This is a genomic window from Rhodococcus sp. 14-1411-2a (assembly GCF_002259485.1).
Taxonomy (GTDB): domain Bacteria; phylum Actinomycetota; class Actinomycetes; order Mycobacteriales; family Mycobacteriaceae; genus Rhodococcoides.
On record NZ_NPGA01000004.1, the window covers coordinates 9,633 to 30,485 of the forward strand.

A 20,853-nucleotide genomic window follows, 5' to 3' on the forward strand; every position below is an offset into this window, starting at 1 on the left:
CGCTTTACTCACAGGGCCAGGCTACCGGGGCGCTCGGTCGCAATTGCCGATACTCCCCGCCCGCCCCGTAGCCAACCCAGCAGCGGTGCGCTGCCGCCGGTCGAGCCCGGTCACTGTGGCAACGATCCGCCTCCCGGAACGATGCGCACGGTCGCCGAGTCCGCGTCGGTGTCGACGTCGGATCTGTCGGTCACGACCACTGTTTCCAGGTCCTCCGCTGCCGCCAGATCGACCGACGTCGACAATTCGGCATCGAGGAACGCGTGAGTGATCCACTCCTCGGCCATCAGATCGGTCACAGCATCCGCGTCGTTGCCCACATCGGTCAGTACCGCCGCGGCACCGGAAGACAGGGTCATGAGAATTTCCCATGCAACCCAGGCGAATTCCGCTCCCTGCGATACGAGCACCCGCGACTCGTACGTCATCTCGTAGCGATCCCGCTGCTCGGCCAACTCGGCAACTACGGCCCGGTGCGAGGTCACCACGTCCACGGACTCCGACACCCGCAGAGCGGGATCGTCGGCATGGAGCAGACGGGTGCGCTCCGAGTACGGGACCGGCCGATTGGACAGCGCCGCAACTCTCAAGACGGTGTCCGGGTTGTCGAGCACCACCACGGTCGGTGCAGCCTCACCCGACGGTGCTGCGGCCGAGAACTCCTGCGTGGTCAGAAACAGTGCCGGCTGCGTGGCATCGAGCGATTCATCGCTCGCGGCTCGCTGCGGATCCACCAACACCATGGCAGCACCAGCCGACAGGACGGCCCACATCGCCTCGACCAGCAGCCGCGATCGCGAAACGGCAATCGCCACCAGGTCTCCCGGGCCGACTCCCTCGCCGGTGAGAACACGCGCGAGCTGCGAGGCCGATCGCTCCACGTCCTCGTAGGTCGTCTCCCCCTCGGCGGTGACGACCGCAGGAGCCTGCGGATCGGCATCGACCACCGCGCGAAGAACCTGCGGCAGCGTCCGATCGGCGGTTGTTGTGGTTCCGGATTCGGCGGCCACCGCGGCGACACCCGGTCCGCGCTTGCGCTCCTCGTCCGATCGGATGTCGATCGCTTCGACTGGAGTGTCCGGCGACGCCACCACCGCCCGCAGGATCATGTCGAGTCGGTCGGCGTACGCGCGAACGGTGGCCTCGTCGAAGAGATCGACAGCGAAGAGCATCGACCCGCCCACGCTGCCGAACGATCCGTCGTCGTGACGGGTCGGCTCCAGTGTCACCTGCAGGTCGAACTTCGCGGCCAGATCACCCGAGTCTGCTGCTTCGACCGTGAGGCCGGGTAGCTCCAATCGCGGCTTCTCGAAGTTCTGCAACGACAGCGCCACCTGAAATATCGGATGTCGCCCCGGGGTTCGTACCGGTGCCACTGCATCGACCACGCGCTCGAACGGTAGGTCCGCATGCGCGAACGCACGAAGATCGGCATCGCGTGTGACATCGAGCAAGGCCGAGAACGACATTCCCGGATCCACCTGCGTTCGCAGAGCAAGAGTGTTGACGAACATTCCGACGATATCGTCGAGTTCGCGTTCGCCACGACCTGCGACCGGGGTACCGACCGCGATGTCGGTACCACCGCTCAGCCGAGCGAGCAGTACCGCCAGGGCTGCGTGGATGACCATGAACAACGACATCTTGCGCTCTCTCGCAAGAGCTTCGAGCTGCTCGTGTAGCTGTGGATCGAGCTCGAAGTACACCGACCGACCCTGCATCGATGCGGTCGCCGGACGCGGCCGATCGGTCGGCAACTCGACCCCGGTCGAGACACCGGCCAACTCCGAGGTCCAGAACTGCAGCTGTGCGGCGGCCGCCGACTGCGAGTCCTCCTCGTCGCCCAAGACCCTGCGCTGCCACAGCGCGAAGTCCGCGTACTGAACCTCGAGGGGTGCCCAGTTCGGTGCTTCGTTGCCCGTCCTGGCCACATAGGCCGACACCAGGTCGCGAGCCAGCGGCGCCACCGAAGCACCGTCGGCGGAGATGTGGTGGACGACGAGCGCCAGTACGTGATCGGCTCGACCCACCTCGTACAGACCGATCCGGACCGGAACGGACTCGGCGACATCGAATCCGCGTCCGACCATCTCGAGGATGGCCGCATGCGAGCGCTCCGCGTCGTCATGTGTGACCGGTGTCAGATCGAACGGGACGTCGGTTGCGGCGACGATGTGCTGAGTCGGCCCTTCGTCGTCGTCCGGGTAGAACGTCCGCAACGACTCGTGCCGCTGGAGTACATCGAACACCGCTGCACTCAGTGCCTCGACGTCGAGCGTTCCGGTCAGTCGGATGACCAGTGGGATGTTGTAGCTCGCCGAATTCGGGTCGAGTTGGTTGAGCACCCACATCCGTTGCTGCGCAAGCGAGAGTGGAATGCGGTCCGGTCGATCCGCTGCCACCAGCGGGATGTGCCGAACTCGGCCGGTGGCAGAGCCGATTCGAGCCGCCAAGGCCTCGACGCTCGAAGCCTCGAACAGGTCCCGCACACCCACTCGGGTGTCCACGAGGGCTCCCACTCGTGCGACCACCCTGGTTGCAATGAGCGAATTGCCCCCGAGCGCGAAGAAGTCGTCGTCCAGTCCGACCTGCTCGACGCCCAGCACGTCACCGAACACCTCGGCAACGGCGATCTCGAATTCCGTGACGGGTTCCCGGTATTCGGCCGTCGCGAACACCGGATCCGGCAGGGATCGACGATCCAGCTTTCCGTTGGGTGTCAGCGGCAGAGCGTCGACGACGATGATCGCGTCGGGCACCATGTACCCGGTCAGAAAACCTCCGACGAACTCCGACAGTTCGGCAACGTCCACGCTGGCACCGGATTCGGGGACGACATAACCCACGAGTCGATCTCCGAAGTCCTCGCTGTGACGCACCAGCGCGACGGACGACGCCACACCGTCGAACCGCAGCAGAGCAGATTCGATCTCACCCAGTTCGACGCGGAAACCACGTAGCTGGATTTGCGAATCGCTTCGTCCCGCGTATTCGAGGATGCCGTCCGCGTTCCATCGTGCGGTGTCGCCGGTGCGATACAGGCGTGTACCCGGCGTACCGAACGGATCGGCGACGAACCTCGCGACCGTCAGATCGGGGCGTTCGAGGTATCCCCGGGAAAGTTGGTGCCCGGAGACGTAGACCTCTCCCGCGATCCCGACCGGCACCGGCTGCAGACGTGCGTCGAGCACGTAGGCGGCCAGACCCGGCAATGCACGGCCGATTGCCGACGCCGCCCCTCGGTGTGCCATCGCCGCATCGAGTTCCAGGAACGACACGTGCACCGTGGTCTCGGTGATGCCGTACATGTTCACCAGGCGCGGTGCCTGCTCGTCGTAGCGGGCGTACCACCTGCCGAGCTGACCCAGGTCGAGGGCTTCGCCACCGAAGATCACGTAGCGGAGCGAAGACAGGGGCGTTGCTCCCGCGTCGACGCGCACCCTGTCCGCCTCGGCGAACTGATAGAACGCAGACGGTGTCTGATCGAGAACCGTCACCCCTTCCGCGGCAACGAGTTCGACGAACGACTCCGGTGACCGCGAGGTCAGGTAGTCGACCACGACGAGGCGTCCGCCGTACAGCAGCGGTCCCCACAGCTCCCACACCGAGAAGTCGAAAGCGTAGGAGTGGAACATCGTCCACACGTCGGTGGGACCGAAGCCGAACTTCGGTTCCGCGTTGGCGAACAATTCCAGAACGTTTCGGTGATCGACCACCACTCCCTTGGGAGTACCGGTCGATCCCGAGGTGTAGATGACGTAGGCCAGGTCGGTCTGCCGAAGGGGTGCGATTCGATCGGCGTCCGACACTGGGGCACTCGACCGCGCATCGGTGGCGTCGTCGCCGATCAGCACTGTCCGAGCCCACGGCGCGACCACGGCGGGGGCGCTGGCGTCGTCGGTCAGCACCACCACCGGCCTGGCGTCGTCGAGCATGAATCGCACGCGATCGGCCGGATACGAGACGTCCACAGGCAGGTACCCTGCCCCCGACTTCACCACGGCCAGTAGCGCGATCACCAGATCGGCCGTGCGCGGCAGAGCCACTGCGACGAGGGACTCAGGACGCGCTCCTGCCGAGATAAGCACGCGCGCAAGCTGATTCGATCGCGCCTCCAATTCGCCGTACGTCAGCGACTCGTCTCCTGCGGTCACCGCGATCGAGTCGGGGTACTGCTGAGCGCTGTCGGCGAACATGTCGGCCAAGGTCGTCGAGGTGTCGACGCGTACGCCGGGCGTGTTCCAGTCGTGGAGCACCATGGATCGTTCGGTCTCGTCGAGCAGCGACACGTCGTCCACCGACAGCTCCGGAGCAGCCACGAACGAGTCGAGTATGCGGCCCAGACGGGCGAGCATCGTCTCGACCTGCTCGCTTTCGAACAGGTCCTCGAAGTAGCGGACCGTCAACGTGATCGTGGCGTCGGCAACGATCAGCAGTGTCAGCGGATAGTGAGTGTTGTCGTTCGACTCCACCCCCGCGACGGTCATGCCGTCGATGGCCGACGCCTGAGCAGCGAGTCCGGCTTCGTCCACCGGATACGACTCGAACACCGTCAGGGTGTCGAACAGTGCTCCCAGTCCCACTGCCTGCTGGATGGGTGCCAGTCCGACATGGTGATGGTCGAGCAGATCGGCCTGTTCGCCCTGAACCCGAGTCAGGAACTGCTGCACCGACTCTCGCGTGTCCATCTCGATCCGCACGGGAATGGTGTTGATGAACAGTCCCACCATCGATTCGACGCCGGCGAGGTCGGCCGGGCGGCCCGACACCGTGGCACCGAACATCACATCGCTGCGACCGAGGGTGCGCGCCAGCAGCAATCCCCATGCCGATTGCACGATCGTGTTCAGCGTGACGCCCAGTCGTGCGCCCAACGCTGTCAGATCCCTCGTTCGGGACTCGTCCAGTACCGCTATCGATTTCGCCGATCGCGCCGAGATCTCGCGACCCGGCTCGGCCGATGCCAGAATCGTGGGCTCTTCGACTCCTGCCAGAGCAGCCGCCCAGGCCGCGTACGAACGTGTCACGTCCTGCGCTGCGAGCCACGCCAGGAAGTGCCGGTACGACGCCACTCGCGGCAACACGGAACGATCGCCACGCACAGCGTAGAGAACCAGCATGTCCTTCATCAGCAGCGGCAGAGACCAACCATCGAGCAGAACGTGGTGGTTGGTCAATACGAGTTGGTACCGGTCGGGCTGGACACGTACGAGGAGGAACCTCAGCAGCGGCGGCGCGGCCAGATCGAACTGTCGAGCCTGCTCCTCGGCGCGAGCATCGGCGAGTGCCTGTGCCCGATCGTGCTCGGGCAGGGACGTGAGATCGACCTCTCGCCAGGGCAGCGACACGTGGTCGAGGACCAGTTGCACCGACGAACCGTCGTCCGCGGTGACGAACGCGGTACGCAGATTGTCGTATCGCGCCAGTAGCGACTCTCCCGCCGAGCGAAGGCGGGCGGCATCGACTTCTCCCGTCAACGTCAGCGCGACCTGCATCGTGTAGACGTCGACCGATGAGCCGGCAAGCAACGCATGGAACAGAAGTCCCTGTTGGAGCGGTGCCAGCGACCAGATGTCGGCGACCGTGTCGAAGTCCCTCTCCCAGCGTTCGATGTCGCTCTGCCCGACCGAGACCAGTGGTACGTCCGACGGAGTCAGGCCACCGGCACCGATGCTGCGGGTGTGCTCGGCGACGGATGTCAGCGCCGCAATCCACAATTCGCCGAGGTGCTCGACGGACGCGCTGTCGATCGCGCCTCGGGGGAAGGCGAAGGTCGCGCTCAGCGCTGGGCCGTCGTCGGTGTCGAGAACGATCGCATTGATGTCGATCGTCTTGTTCGCGGGCATGTCGGCATCACCCGGTGCATCCACGTCACCGAGATCGCCCGCCGGCAACCACCCGAGACCGGCTGCCGCGTCCGGAACGTCGCCGACGGACACACGCCCGAGGTAGTTGAAGCTGATCTGTCCGGTCTCGAATCGGGACAACTCGGCGGCGGTGTCGTCGTCGTAGTACCGAAGAAGCCCGTAACCCATTCCGTGCGAGGGCACACCGAGCAGCTGTTCCTTGACGGCCTTGACTGCCGATCCGACAGCCACGCCACCCTCGAACGCTGCGTCGAGATCTATGTCGGAGACATCGAGACGCACGGGATAGATGCTGGTGAACCAGCCGACGGTGCGGGTCAGGTCAGCGCCGGGCACCAGCTCTTCCTCGCGGCCGTGGCCCTCGAGTTGTACGAGTGTCGTCGCGCTGTCGACACCGCGTTCACGACGCCAACGCGACACCGCCAGTGCGAGCGCCGCCAACAGCCCGTCGTTCACGCCGGCCCTGAAGATCTCCGTCAACGTCGTCGTCAGAGTGGCCGTGTCTGCGGCCGACAATTCGACTCGGACGCGATCGACCGTCGGAACGACGTCGATCGACGCATCGAACGGTCGGTCTCCGAGTGTCGGATCTTCACCGTCCAGAACCTCTGTCCAGTAGTCGATCTCGTCGGATTTCGCCGACGCCAGCACGTCTGCGGCCAACGCGTGCGTCCACCGGCGCATGGAGGTCCCGACCGGTGCGAGTTCGGCGGGAGCACCGCTGGAGATCTGCGCCCACGCCGTCACGAAGTCCGGCACCAGGATTCGCCACGACACACCGTCGACCACGAGGTGGTGCGCGACAACGAGGAGGCGACCGCTACGGGTGGCACCGAAATCGACCCAGACGTACTCGGTCATGACACCGGCCCGCGGGTCCAGCAGCCCCATTGCCGAGTCGAGCTCGGCAGAGGCCAGTCGAGTCACGAACTCGTCGGACGCGTCCGGTTCGACCACCACTCGGTGGATCAGGGCGTCGACGTCCACGCTTCCCGGCGCACCGACCACCAGTCCGGGCCCGGCCACGTCGGAGTCCGAGTCCGAGGCCGAGTCCACGACCAGAGTCGAGCGCAGTACGTCGTGTCGATCGGTGACGGCGGCAATCGTCGCGACGATTCCCGTTCGGTCGATACCCGACGGAAGCTCCAAGGTGAGGGTCTGCACGAATCGCGAGTAACCACCACCGCGTTCGACGAGCATCCGCCCGAACGGCGTCAGCGGCATCCATCCGATTCCGCCGCCCTCGAGCTCGGCCAGCGTCACACCGAATGCGCCATCACCGAGTACTGCGACCTCGGCGAGTCCGGCAACCGTCTTGCGCTCGAACACCTCACGAGGCGTGAAACGAACACCACGGGTCTTGGCGCGCGAGACCAACTGGATCGAGACGATACTGTCGCCGCCGAGCGCGAAGAACGAATCGTCGATACCAACTGTGTCGACACCGAGCACCTCGGCGAAGACCTCGGCGATGATTCGCTCCACATCGGTTCGGGCACCGCGGAACTCCGTGTCCACACTCATCACCGGAGTGGGCAGCGCGCGACGATCCAGCTTTCCGCTCGGTCCGAGCGGGAACTCGGACAGGACCACCACGACGGCCGGGACCATGTATTCGGGCACGTGCCGAGCAACCGAGACCTTCAGAGCGTCGACGTCGATCGTCGAGTCCGCGGACGCCACGACGTAGGCGACGAGCATCTCTCCGGCACCGATGTCGTTGCGCACCAGAACCACAGCGGACGACACGGAATCGTCCGAGAGAAGTGCGGCTTCGATCTCGCCCAACTCGATTCGCAATCCGCGCAGCTTGACCTGGAAGTCGGTACGTCCGATGTAGTCCAGTTCGCCGGCACCGGTCCAGCGCACCAGGTCGCCGGTCCGATACATGCGAGTTCCTGCCGCGCCGTACGGGTCGGCGACGAAGCGGTCGGACGTGAGATCGCTTCGGCCGACGTAGCCGTGGGCCAACTGGACGCCGGCCAGGTACAGCTCGCCCGGCACTCCGGCCGGTACCGGCCGGAGGCGGCCGTCGAGCACTCGCAGAGCTGTGTTCCACACCGGAGCACCGATCGGCACGGTGCGGACGTCGTCTGCGTCGAACTCGTGGAACGTCACATCCACGGCGGCTTCGGTCGGTCCATAGAGGTTGTGCACGGCCACGTGCGGCAGCGCCGCTTTCACTCGGCGTGCCACAGCGACGGGCAGGGCCTCACCCGATGCGAAGATCCGGGAGAGCGATTCCACGGACGACACTCGATCGAACTCTGCGAAGACCGACAGCAGCGAAGGAACGAAGTGTGCAGTGGTCACTCGATGCTCGGCCATGACGTCGACGAGATAACCGGGGTCGCGATGACCATCGGGCTTCGCGACGACGAGCGTGGCACCGATCTGCAAGGGCCAGAACAATTCCCACACCGACACGTCGAACGTGATCGGCGTTTTCTGCAGGACGACGTCGAATTCGTCCAGCCCGTACTGCCCCTGCATCCACAGCAACCGGTTGACGATGGCCGAGTGCGGCACACCGACGCCCTTCGGCCGGCCGGTGGAGCCCGAGGTGAAGATCACGTAGGCGGTGTCGCTCGGGTGTGGGGGGACCAAGACGTTCGGTTCGCTCGCGCGATCCGAGTTCCCCGCCGCGCCGATGTCCAGCACGGGAACGGTTCCGGGGACGACGATCTCGTCGCGTTCGTCGACCAGCACGAGCACCGGGTCGGCGGTGTCGAGTATGTATTCGACGCGCTCGGCCGGCTGCTCCGGATCGACCGGGACGTACGCTGCGCCTGCCGCCTGGACGGCATAGATCCCCACCATCATCTCGATCGAGCGCCGCATGGCGATCGCCACGTACGTACCGGATCGCACGCCGTGTCGCCGCAACTCGTGGGCCACGCGATCGACTCGATCGGAGAACTGTGCGTACGTGAGTTCCTCGTCGCCGAACACCAGGGCTCGACGATCGGGAGTGCGGCGAGCCTGGTCGGCGAACAAGCCGACCAGTGTTGTGTCGGTGTCGATCTCGTGCGCGGTGTCGTTCCATTCGACCAGAACCTGTCGACGCTCGACCGGGTCGAGTAGGTCGATGTCACCGACGGCCGATGCCGGGTCGGCGACGAAGGATTCGATGATCGTGGTCAGGCGAGCGGCCAGAGAATCGACGACGTCCGAGTCGAACAGGTCCGTCAGGTACTTCAGCGTCAGGTGGATTCGGGAGTCGGCGACGATCATGACGGTCAACGGATAATGGGTCGCATCCTCGACCTCGACGCCGGTCACCGACATGTTGTCGATCGACGACGCCTGCTCGGTCAGACCGGCCTCGTCGACGGGGTACGACTCGAACACCGTCAACGTGTCGAACAGCTCCCCGGAACCAGCGATACGCTGGATCTCGGCCAGGCCGAGGTAGTGGTGAGCCAGCAGGTCCGCCTGTTCGGCCTGCAGCCGCGAGAGCACTGTTTCGATGGACTCGCCGGGCTCGAAGCGAACCCGCACGGGCAGCGTGTTGATGAACAGCCCGACCATCGACTCGACACCGGTGAGATCTGCCGGACGCCCGGACACCGTCGCTCCGAACACAATGTCGTTTCGAGATGTCATGCGAGCCAACAGGAGTCCCCATGCGGCTTGAACGAACGTGTTGACCGTGACGCCCAATTTCGCACCGAGTGCGACCAATGCCGCCGTTGTCGACTCATCGACGACGACGCTCACACGGCCGGCTTTCGCCGAAATCTCACGTCCGGGTTCGGACGGTGCCAGCAGGGTCGGCTCGCCCAGTCCTTCGAGAGCCCCCGCCCACACCCGACGCGAGGCCTCCGCATCCTGTCCGGCCAACCACACCAGGAACGACCGATACGACCGCACTCGGGGCAGATGCTGCTGGTCCCCGTGCACTGCGTACAGGAACAGCAGGTCCTTCATCAGCAGCGGCATCGACCAGCCGTCGACGACCAAGTGGTGATTGGTCAGCACCAACGAGTACTCGTCGTCCGCCAGCCGAACCAGCAGGAACCGAACGAGTGGCGGTGCCGTCACATCGAAGTGACGTGCCTGCTCGTCGCTGCGTATCCGCGCGAGGGCAGCCACTCGTTCTTCGGGTGCCGTATCGCGGATGTCGACCTCGCTCCACGGGAGGTCCACGTGGTCGAGAACCAGCTGCACGGACGTTCCGTCGTCGTTCTGAACGAAGGCCGTCCGCAGGTTCTCGTATCGGTCCAGCAGCGCTGCCGCCGCGCCGCGCAGACGTTCGGTGTCGACGGCACCGGCCAAGTTGAGCACGACCTGCATGGTGTAGACGTCCAGCGAATGCTCGGCGAGCATGGTGTGAAAGAGCAGACCCGACTGCAGTGGTGCCAGCGACCAGATATCGGCCACCGCGCCGTACCGAGACTCCCACGACTCGATATCGCTCTGTGCGAGCGAGACGAGCGGTAGGTCCGACGGCGTCAACCCGCCCACATCGGCGGATCCGACGAATGACGATATTGCCTCTGCGGCCGAGACCCACAGTTCCGCAAGCCTTTCCACGTCGGCGCGATTCATGAGACCGGTCGGGAACGTGAAACTTCCTCGCAGTCGTGCACCGTCGACAGCGTCGCTGACGATCGTGTTGATGTCGATCGTCGCATTGGCCGGCATGTCCTCGCCCTGATGGGCGTGAGCGTCTCCTAGCGCACCCGTCGGTAGCCAGCCGTAGGTTTCGCCGTCCGTCCCGGACGATCCGGCATCCACGCGGCCGAGGTAGTTGAAGCCGATCTGCGGGGCCGCAGGCGCGGCAGCGAGCGTCCCAGCCGTCTCCGGATTCAGATAGCGCAGCAGACCGTAGCCGATTCCCTTGTCGGGAATCGCAAGCAGCTGCTCCTTGATGGCCTTGATGGCACGACCGGCAGAAGAACCTCCACCCATCGCGTCGACGACGTCGATACCGGTCACGTCCAGAGCAACCGGGAACGCGGTGGTGAACCAGCCGACCGTTCGAGACAGATCGGCACCGGACACGATCGATTCCTCACGACCGTGACCTTCGAGCCGAACGAGCGACCTCGACGACGGAGTGCCTTTCTCGGCCCGCCAGGTCGAGAGAGCGAGGGCCAGAGCGGCCAGCAGACCGTCGTTGACGCCGCCGCGGAACAGCGTCGGAACTGCGGTCAACATCGAGTCCGTCACGTGCGCAGACATTTCGATGTCGACACTCTCGACCGTCGAGGCCACGTCGATCATCGGGTCGAATGCGCGCGAACCGATCGCAGGTTCGGGCTCGGACAGGATGTCGAGCCACCGTCCGACTTCACCCGTTCTCGAGTCGCTGCGCGCTTCGTCGGTGAGAGCACGCGCCCAACGACGCATGGACGTGCCGACCGGCTCGAACGAGAAGTCTTGTCCGGCGGAGAACTGCGCCCACGCAACGGCGAAGTCCGGCAGAAGAATTCGCCAGGAGACGCCGTCGACGACGAAGTGGTGCGCAACGATCTGGAGAATTCCGTTTCGTGGCTCCGCTTCGCCTTCTGCGGCGAAGTCGTACCAGACGAACGACAGCATGGCTCCGCTGGTCGGCGACAACCGGCCCATGGCCGAATCCAGCTCTCCCGACGCCACCGCGGTGAGATCGGCATCGGAAATGGTCTCGGGTACCGAAACCCGCTCGATCAGCGACGCCACCTCGACAGAGCCGGGCTCCCGCACGCGGAATCGCCTGCCCTGCTGGTCATCCTCGTCGACGATCGATCGCAGCACGTCGTGGTGGTCGATCACCGCCGACAACGTCGTCACCAGTTCTTCGAGGGTGATGTTCAGCGGTAGCGATACCGCTACCGACTGGGAGAAACGCTCGTATCCACCGGGAGCATCGAATATCGATGCCAGGATCGGCGTCGTGTCGATCGGTCCGACTCCACCGCCGGGCAGTTCCTCGAGTACGGCGATGTCTGCGTCACCGGCGACGGTGGCCACTTCCGCCAGCCCGGCCACGGACTTTCGCTCGAAGACGTCGCGGGGCGAGAAGACGACGCCGCGGGCCTTCGCCCTCGACACCAACTGGATCGACACGATGCTGTCGCCGCCCAGCGCGAAGAAGGAATCGTTGGCACTGACCCGGTCCAACCGCAGTACGTCGGCGAACACCTCGGCAATGACCTTCTCCACATCCGTGCGGGCGGCGCGGAACTCGGATTCCTCGATCACGGGCTCCGGCAGGGCCGCTCGGTCGAGCTTGCCGACCGGTGTCAGCGGGACTTCGTCGAGCACGACGACCGTCGACGGCACCATGTGGGCGGGGAGAGTCCGAGACGTGTGCTCGATCAGCGCGGCCGTGTTCACGGAGGTACCGGGGGACGGGACCACGTAGGACACCAGCACCGTTGCGCCGCTGGCGAGGTTTCGACCGACCGTGACCGCAAATCCGACCGACGGGTGCGACTCCAGCACTGCATCGATCTCGCCGAGTTCGATGCGGAATCCACGGACCTTCACCTGGAAATCCGAACGACCCACGAAGACGAGTTCGAGATCCTGCGGCGACTCGGCCGAACCCGACCACGCCACGACATCGCCGGTGCGGTACATCAGGGCACCGAATCCGGAGTCCGACGCATACGGATTGGCAACGAACCGCTCGGCAGTGAGCGCCGGCCGCTCGTGGTATCCACGAGCCAGCGCACCGCCGGCCAGATAGAGCTCACCTGCCACGCCCACCGGCACCGGATGCAGCCGAGAATCGAGCACCAGCGCCGACATTCCGTGAATCGGTCGGCCGATCGACACTCCGGCACCCGGTTCGAGGCGAGCGAACGACGAGATGATCGTCGTCTCGGTGGGGCCGTAGCCGTTGAAGTACTTGCGCCCCGGTGCCCACTTGGCCAGCAGTTCCGGCGTGGTCACGTCGCCGCCGACGGAGACGACCCGAAGGTCGTCGAGTCCCGTCGGATCCACCGTTCCCAAAACCGCCGGGGTGATGATCGTGTGGGTGACGCGTTCGACCCGCATCAGCTCGGCCAGATCGGGACCGCCGATCACGGTGGACGGCACGATCACCAGGCACGCACCGACCGAGAACGCAGCCATCCATTCGAGCACCGACGGATCGAAGCTCGGCGAGCAGATGTGCAGGAATCGACTGGTCGAGTCGAGGTGGTACAGATCGGTTGCCGCGTCGAGCACACCACCCAGTCCGCGGTGAGTGACCGTGACACCCTTGGGCAGTCCTGTCGAGCCGGAGGTGTAGATGACGTACGCCGTGGAGTCGATCGAGACTTTTCCGCGTCGATCGGCGTCCGAGACAGCACTGCCGGACTTCGCCTCGAGTTCTTCGATCACCTGTCGGTCGTCCAGAACCAACCATTCGACCGCGGCGGGCAGCCTGTCGGCATGTTCGGAACCGGTGACACCGACCACCGCACCCGAATCCGACAACATGTGTTCGACCCGGCCGATCGGATACGACGGATCGACCGGCAGATGGGCACCGCCGGCCTTGGCGACCGCCCATACCACCGAGACCATCTCGAATGATCGCGGAAATGCCACTGCCACAATGCTGTCGGGTCCGACACCGCGCTCGATCAGCATCCGCGCCAACCGGGACGACTCCTCGTCCAACTCCGCATACGACACCGAGCGGCCGTCCACCCGCACCGCGGTCGCCCGCGGGTCCACGGCGACACCGGCCGCGAAGATCTCGGCCAAAGTCCCACCCGCGACCACATCGTCACCGTGGACGTGGGTGAGCAGATCGAATTCTGCGTTCGACTCGATGGAGAGGTCCCCGACTGGTTTCTCCGGAGTTTCGAGTGCCGCCGCGAGAATCCGCAGGAAGCGCTCGACGTACAACTCGACCGTCGACTCGTCGAACAGAGCTGTGGCGTAAGAGAATTCGGCGTCCAATCCGCCGAGAGCTCCGCCACTGCGCTCGGTCAGCGTCAGCGAGAGATCAAACTTGGCGGTAGGCGCATCGATCGGTACGCCCGCCACGCGCAGCCCGGGCAACTCGAAATCTGCGTCCGGCAGATTCTGGAACGACAATGCCACCTGGAACAGCGGGTGCCGAGCCGTCGAACGTTCGGGGCTGATCACATCGACCAACTTCTCGAACGGAACGTCCGCGTGCGCGAACGCCTCCAGGTCGGTGTTCTTGTTGGCGGCCAGCAGAGATTCGAAGCCGACACTTCCGTCGACCCGGGTGCGCAGGACCAGCGTGTTGACGAACATGCCGATGACGTCGTCCAGCTGCGCCTCACCGCGCCCGGCGATCGGTGTGCCGATCGCGATGTCGTCGCTGCCGGACATCCGCGCGAGGAACACCGACAGAACGGTGTGGACCACCATGAACGTCGTTGTTCCGGTCCGCCTCGCGAGTTCGTCGATGCCACGATGCATCTCGGCCGATATACGGAAGCCGACGACGCCGCCGTCGAAGGACTGAACGGACGGACGCGGTCGATCGGTCGGCAGGTTGATCTCGTCGGGTAGACCGGCGAGAGTGTCCGTCCAGTAAGCCGATTGCGCAGCGACGACGCTGGTCGGATCGTCCTCGGAACCGAGGACGCGCCGCTGCCACAACGTGTAGTCGATGTACTGCACCGGCAGCGGTGCCCAACTCGGCGAATCCCCACCGAGCCGAGATGCGTAGGCCAGCATGGTGTCTCGCGTGAGCGGGCCGACCGACCAGCCATCGGCGCTGATGTGGTGGACCACAAAAACCAGCACGTGGTCGTCTCGATCGACCTGGAACAGAACTGCCCGCAGCGGAACGTCGGCCGTGACGTCGAATCCACGCGAGACGAAAGCCGTGACGTGTTCCACGATGTCGGCAGCGTCGATGTGCACGGGCTCCAAAGTCGGCGTCACCTCGCGAGCGGGCAGCACCACCTGTGCGGCCACACCGTCGGTCTCCGGGTACAGCGTTCTGAGCGACTCGTGCCGCTCGAACACGTCACCGATGGCATGACGCAGCGCGTTCAGATCCACGTCGCCCGTCAGGCGCACCGCTACCGGGATGTTGTTGACCGCGGACTCGGTGTCGAAGCGATTGAGGAACCACATTCTCTGCTGAGCCAGGGACAGCGGCACCACGTCCGGCCGCGTCTGCGGGCCGAGCGGTTCGCGGCCTCCAGCACCGACGGAGGACTCCACTCGGGCGGCCAGTGCCGCAACCGTCGGTGCGTCGAACAACTCGCGCACACCGATGCGGGTATCGAGGGCGGCACCGATACGGGCCACGATCTGCGTCGCGTTGAGGGAGTTTCCGCCGAGACCGAAGAAGTCGTCGTCCAATCCGACCCGTTCGAGGCCGAAGAGGTCTGCGAAGGTGGCGGCCACGATCTGTTCCACCGGTGTGGTGGGAGCACGGAATGCCTGCACCGCGAACACCGGTTCCGGCAGTGCTCGCCGGTCGAGCTTGCCGCTGGAATTGAGCGGCAGAACGTCGAGCGGAACGTAGGTCGCGGGAACCATGTAGCCCGGCAGTTCACCGGACAGGGCCTGCCCGATCGTCTCCGACTCCACGGCATGACCGGAGGTCGGGACGACGTATGCCACCAGCCTGTCGGCGTGCACCACGACGACCGATTGCGCCACCGAATCGAGACGTGCCAGCGCGGCCTCGACCTCGCCGAGCTCGATACGAAGCCCGCGCAACTTGACCTGGAAGTCGGTGCGCCCGATGTATTCCAGCTCACCGTCAGCGGTCCATCGGACGAGGTCGCCTGTGCGATACAGACGCGTGCCGACCCCGCCGAACGGATCTGCGACGAAGCGCTCGGCGGTCAGATCTGCACGTCCGAAATATCCGCGGGCAAGCTGCGCGCCGGCAAGGTACAGCTCACCCGCGACCCCGGCGGGCACCGGCCCGAGCATCGAATCCAACACGAAGGCAGAGGTATTCCAGACAGGCCGTCCCATGGGAACCGACACACTCGACGCACCGACTGCATCACGTGCCGTGGCGTGCACCGCGAATTCGGTCGGCCCGTAGAGGTTGTGCACCTCTGCGTCGACCAACGCACGGAAGGCATCCACGGTCGCAGTGGGCAGGGCCTCACCCGCGACCTGGACCAGGCGCAGAGACGCACAGTTCTGTGCGGTGGCGACCGAGGTGAAAGCCGACAGCATCGACGGGACGAAGGAGGTGGCGGTGATCTTCTCCTGCTCGATGATGTCGGCCAGGTACGCCGGATCACGATGCCCATCCGGGGTTGCGACGACAAGAGTGCCGCCGGTGGCGAGCGTGCCGAACAGTTCCCACAACGACACGTCGAAGGTTGTCGGCGTCTTCTGGAGAACGATGTCCTCCGCACCGAGACCGTAGGTTTCCGTCAACCACAGAATCTGATTGACGATCGCACGATGCTCGACGTGCACGCCCTTGGGTCGACCTGTCGATCCCGAGGTGAAGATGACGTACGCCGCATTGTCGGGACGCAGCGGGGCACGGCGATCGCCGTCGTCCAGCGGACTGTCGTCGTATCCCGCCAGGTCGACTCCGTCCAGGTCGATGGTCGGGACGGCTCCGGCGTCGAACGCCACGGTGCTCGAGGTCAGAACGGCCGCAGGGCGCGCCGCCTCGAGGATGAACTGGTTTCGGTCGGACGGCTGATCAGGATCGATCGGAAGGTACGCGGCGCCTGTCTTGACGATGGCATACATGCCGACCATCATGTCGATCGACCGACGGACTGCGAGGCCGACGACGACCTCCGGTCCTGCACCCACCGTGATCAGGTGTCGCGCAAGACGATTGACGCGAGAGTCCAACTCACCATAGGTGAGCGTGGTCGACTCGAACTTGATCGCTCTCGCAGCGGGGGTGCGCGCCACCTGGGCATCGAACAACGACACGAGAGTACGACGTGAATCCACCTCGTGCGCGGTCTCGTTCCACGTCGTGAGGATGCGAGCCCGCTCGGCCGGGGCGAGCAGCTCAACGCTGCCGAGTGCGACCGTCGGCTTCTGGGTGACGGCCTGCAGCACGGCCTCGAATCGAGTGGCAAATTCGACGATCGACGAATGGTCGAACAGATCGGTGGCATAGGTGATTTCGACCACCCAGCCGTCGGAGGATTCTCCGATCGTGACCTGCATGTCGAATTTCGACACTGCAGCGTCCACATCGAGTCCGGCAACCGTGAGGCCCGGAAGTTCGAGAGTCTGCTCCGTCGCGTTCTGGAACGACAACATGACCTGGAACAGAGGATGTCGAGCAGTCGATCGCGTGGGCGCGAGAACATCGACGAGCCGCTCGAACGGGATGTCTGCATGCCCGAACGCATCGATGTCGACGGTCCTGACGTGTGAGAGCAGGTCCTCGAACGTCGCCTGCCGGTCCACCCGAGTGCGGAGGACGAGGGTGTTGACGAACATTCCGATGAGGTCGTCCAGCGCTGCGTCACCGCGACCGGCGACGGGAGTGCCGATGACCACATCGTCGGTTCCCGACAGCCGTGCCAGCAGCAGCGCCAGCGCAGCGTGAGCCACCATGAATCCGGTGGTGCTGTGATCCCGTGCCATCGCGTCGAGATCGGCCCGAAGTTCGGAGCTCACCGTGAACCTGTGCGCCGCGCCGAGATTGCTGGCAACCGCGGGCCGAGGCCGGTCGGTCGGAAGGTCCAACTGATCGGGCAGGTCTGCCAGTGTGCGCTGCCAGTATTCTTCCTGCGTCGAGATCGTCGACGCAGGATCGTCCTCGGACCCGAGGACCTCCCGCTGCCACAGCGTGTAATCGGCGTATTGCACGGTCAGCGGTTCCCACGTGGGGAGCTCACCCTGAGATCGAGCCGCGTACGCAATCATCAGATCGCGGGTGAGCGGGGCCATCGAGAAGGCATCGGCAGAGATGTGGTGCACGACGAACACCAGAACGTGCTCGGTCTCCGCGGCGCGGAACAGCTTGGCCGACAACGGAAGTTCCCTGGTGACGTCGAACCCGACCGACACCACCTCGACCGCACGCGCAAGGATGTCGGCTGCCGCCACCGTCTCCGGGGTGAGATCGAGCGTCACGCTCTCCACGGGCAGAATTACTTGCGAGCCTTGCCCGTCCACCGATGGGTAGATGGTGCGCAGTACCTCGTGCCGAGCGATGAGGTCGTGCACGGCGGCGGACAGGGCGTTCGTGTCGAGTGCCCCCGACAGTCTCACCGCAACCGGGATGTTGTCCACAGCGGAGCCCGACTCGAACTGGTTGAGGAACCACATGCGTTGTTGCGCAAGAGACAACGGGATTCGATCGGGTCTGCGCTGCGCAACGAGCGGCGGGATGCCGCCGTCGACATCGTTCGCGTCAACGACCGTGGCCAGGCCCTGCACTGTGGGTGACTCGAAGATCACTCGAAGTGGCACTCGTGAATTCAGTTCGGAACCCAATCGAGCCACTATCTGGGTGGCGATCAGTGAGTTGCCGCCCAGCGCGAAGAAATCGTCATCGAGACCGACCCGCTCCACCCCGAGCACGTCGGCGAACACCCCCGCCACAACCTCCTCGGCCCGGGTGGTCGGCGCACGGAACTCCCGCACCTCGAAGGTGGGCACCGGAAGTGCTTTACGGTCGAGCTTGCCCGAGGTATTCAACGGAAACGCATCGAGAACCACGACCGCCGACGGCACCATGTACGACGGCACCACCTCCGCAACCTCGGCCCGCACCCCCTCCACATCGACCACCACACCCGGAGCAGCAACGACATACCCCACCAACTGATCACCCGTACCCGTCGACACCACGGCCGCCGCAGCCTGCGACACCGACCCCGACCGCAACAACGCACTCTCGATCTCTCCGAGCTCGATGCGCTGGCCACGGAACTTCACCTGGAAATCGGTCCGGCCGATGTAACCCAACTGACCATCGGAATCCCAGAACACCAGATCACCCGTCCGGTACATCCGCTCCCCCACCGAGGACGCAAACGGATCCGCCACAAAACGATCCACCGTCAAATCCGGACGCGAAACATAGCCGCGCGCCAACTGCGGACCCGCCAGATACAACTCACCCGGCACACCCACCGGCACCGGATGCAACCGAGCATCGAGCACATACACCCGAACATTGGCCTCCGGCACCCCGATCGGCACCCCCGACAACTCCACACCCGACGACGGCGCCTGCCAATACGTCACCGACACAGCAGCTTCCGTCGGACCGTACAAATTGTGCACACCCGCCGCACTGATCCGCCGGAAATCGGCCACCGTCTCCACCGGCAACGCCTCGCCGATCACGAACACGTGCCGCAACGACTCCACCGACGCCGGCGGCGCATACGCCGCGAACACCGTCAACATCGACGGAACGAAATCGGTCACCGTCACCGACTCCGCAGCAATCGTCTCCGCCACATACACCGGATCCCGATGACCATCAGGAGTCGCCACCACCAACCGACCACCGGACCGCAACGGCAGGAAATAACCCCACAGCGACACATCGAACGTTGTCGCCGTCTTCTGCAAATACACATCCTCGGCACCGAGTTCGTAGAACTCCGCCATCCACACCAACTGATTGACAATCGCCTCGTGCGACACCGCCACACCCTTCGGACGACCCGTCGAACCCGACGTGAAAATCACATACGCCGGCGACGACGACCGCACCACCCCACCGAGCTCCGACATCGAGACAGCCGAACCCGACACCCCGGACAGATCCAACCCGGACACATCCACCACCCGAACACCAGCACCGACATCGACCCCATCGACCGCCCTCGTCAACACGGCCACCGGATCAGCCGTCTCGACAATATGCGCAATCCGCTCCACCGGATGATCAGGATCCAACGGAACATACGCACCACCAGCACGCACCACCGCATACATCCCCACCACCAGGTCGATCGACCGCCGCATCGCCAACCCCACCAACGACTCCGGTCCCACACCGATCCCCACCAGGTACCGCGCCAACCGATTGACCCGCTCGTCGAATTCGCCGTACGTCAACGACGCACCCTCGAACGAGATCGCCAGCGCATCCGGAGCCGCCGCCACCCGCGCATCGAAACCGTCCAACAGCAACACCTCGTCGACCACCACCGCCGTCGCATTGCGCCCGACAAGCAGTTCCTCGACTTCGGCCCCGGACACCAGTCCGATGTCACCGACCGCAACACTCGAATCCGCGACCACAGCCTCGAGCACCGCCACGAACTTATCCGCAAAGCCGGCCACCGTCGACTCATCGAAAAGATCTGTGGCATAACTGAACTCGGCCGAGATGCCCGCCCCGACCCCAGCGGTACCGTACCGATCCTGCAACGTCAACTGCAGATCTGTCTTCGCCAAGGACACCTCGACGTCGACAGAACCGACACGCAATCCAGCCAACTCAAAATCCGACTGTGCAAGATTCTGGAACGTCAACCCCACCTGGAACAGCGGGTTTCGGCCCATCGAACGAGCCGGATTGAGAACCTCCACCAACCGCTCGAACGGAACATCCGAATGCGCGAAAGCACCCAGATCACCCATCCGCGTCGCCGCCAACAACTCGTCGAACGACGCTGCAGGATCCACCTCCGAACGCAGCACCAACGTATTGACGAACATCCCGATCAGGTCGTCCAGCTCACGCGCGCCTCGACCCGCGATCGGAGTACCCACAGCAATATCCCCGGTACCGGACAACCGAGCCAACAACACCGACAGCGCAGCGTGCACCGTCATGAACAACGTCGCATGATTCGCCCGCGACAGCGCCATCAGACCACTGTGGAGATCCGCATCGATCTCGAAGCGGACGGCTCGACCCCGGAAACTCTGCTGAGCAGGCCGAGGCCGGTCGGACGGCAAGTCCAATTGATCCGGCACACCGGCCAAAGCGTCCCGCCAGTACGCAACCTGCGCGGATGCAACCGAACCTGGGTCTTCCTCCGACCCCAGTACAGCACGCTGCCACAGCGCGAAATCCGCATACTGCACCTCCAGCGGACGCCACTGCGGCACCCGATCCTGCGAACGAGACTCGTACGCCACCATCACATCT

General features: G+C 64.8%; 1 protein-coding gene. It reads right to left on the bottom strand.

Annotated features, from left to right (window positions below; translation table 11 throughout):
• Positions 1-110: 110 nt before the first annotated feature.
• Positions 111-20,853: non-ribosomal peptide synthase/polyketide synthase (locus CH291_RS01095; protein WP_143545864.1), on the bottom strand; the 20,743-nt coding region annotated here is incomplete at its 5' end.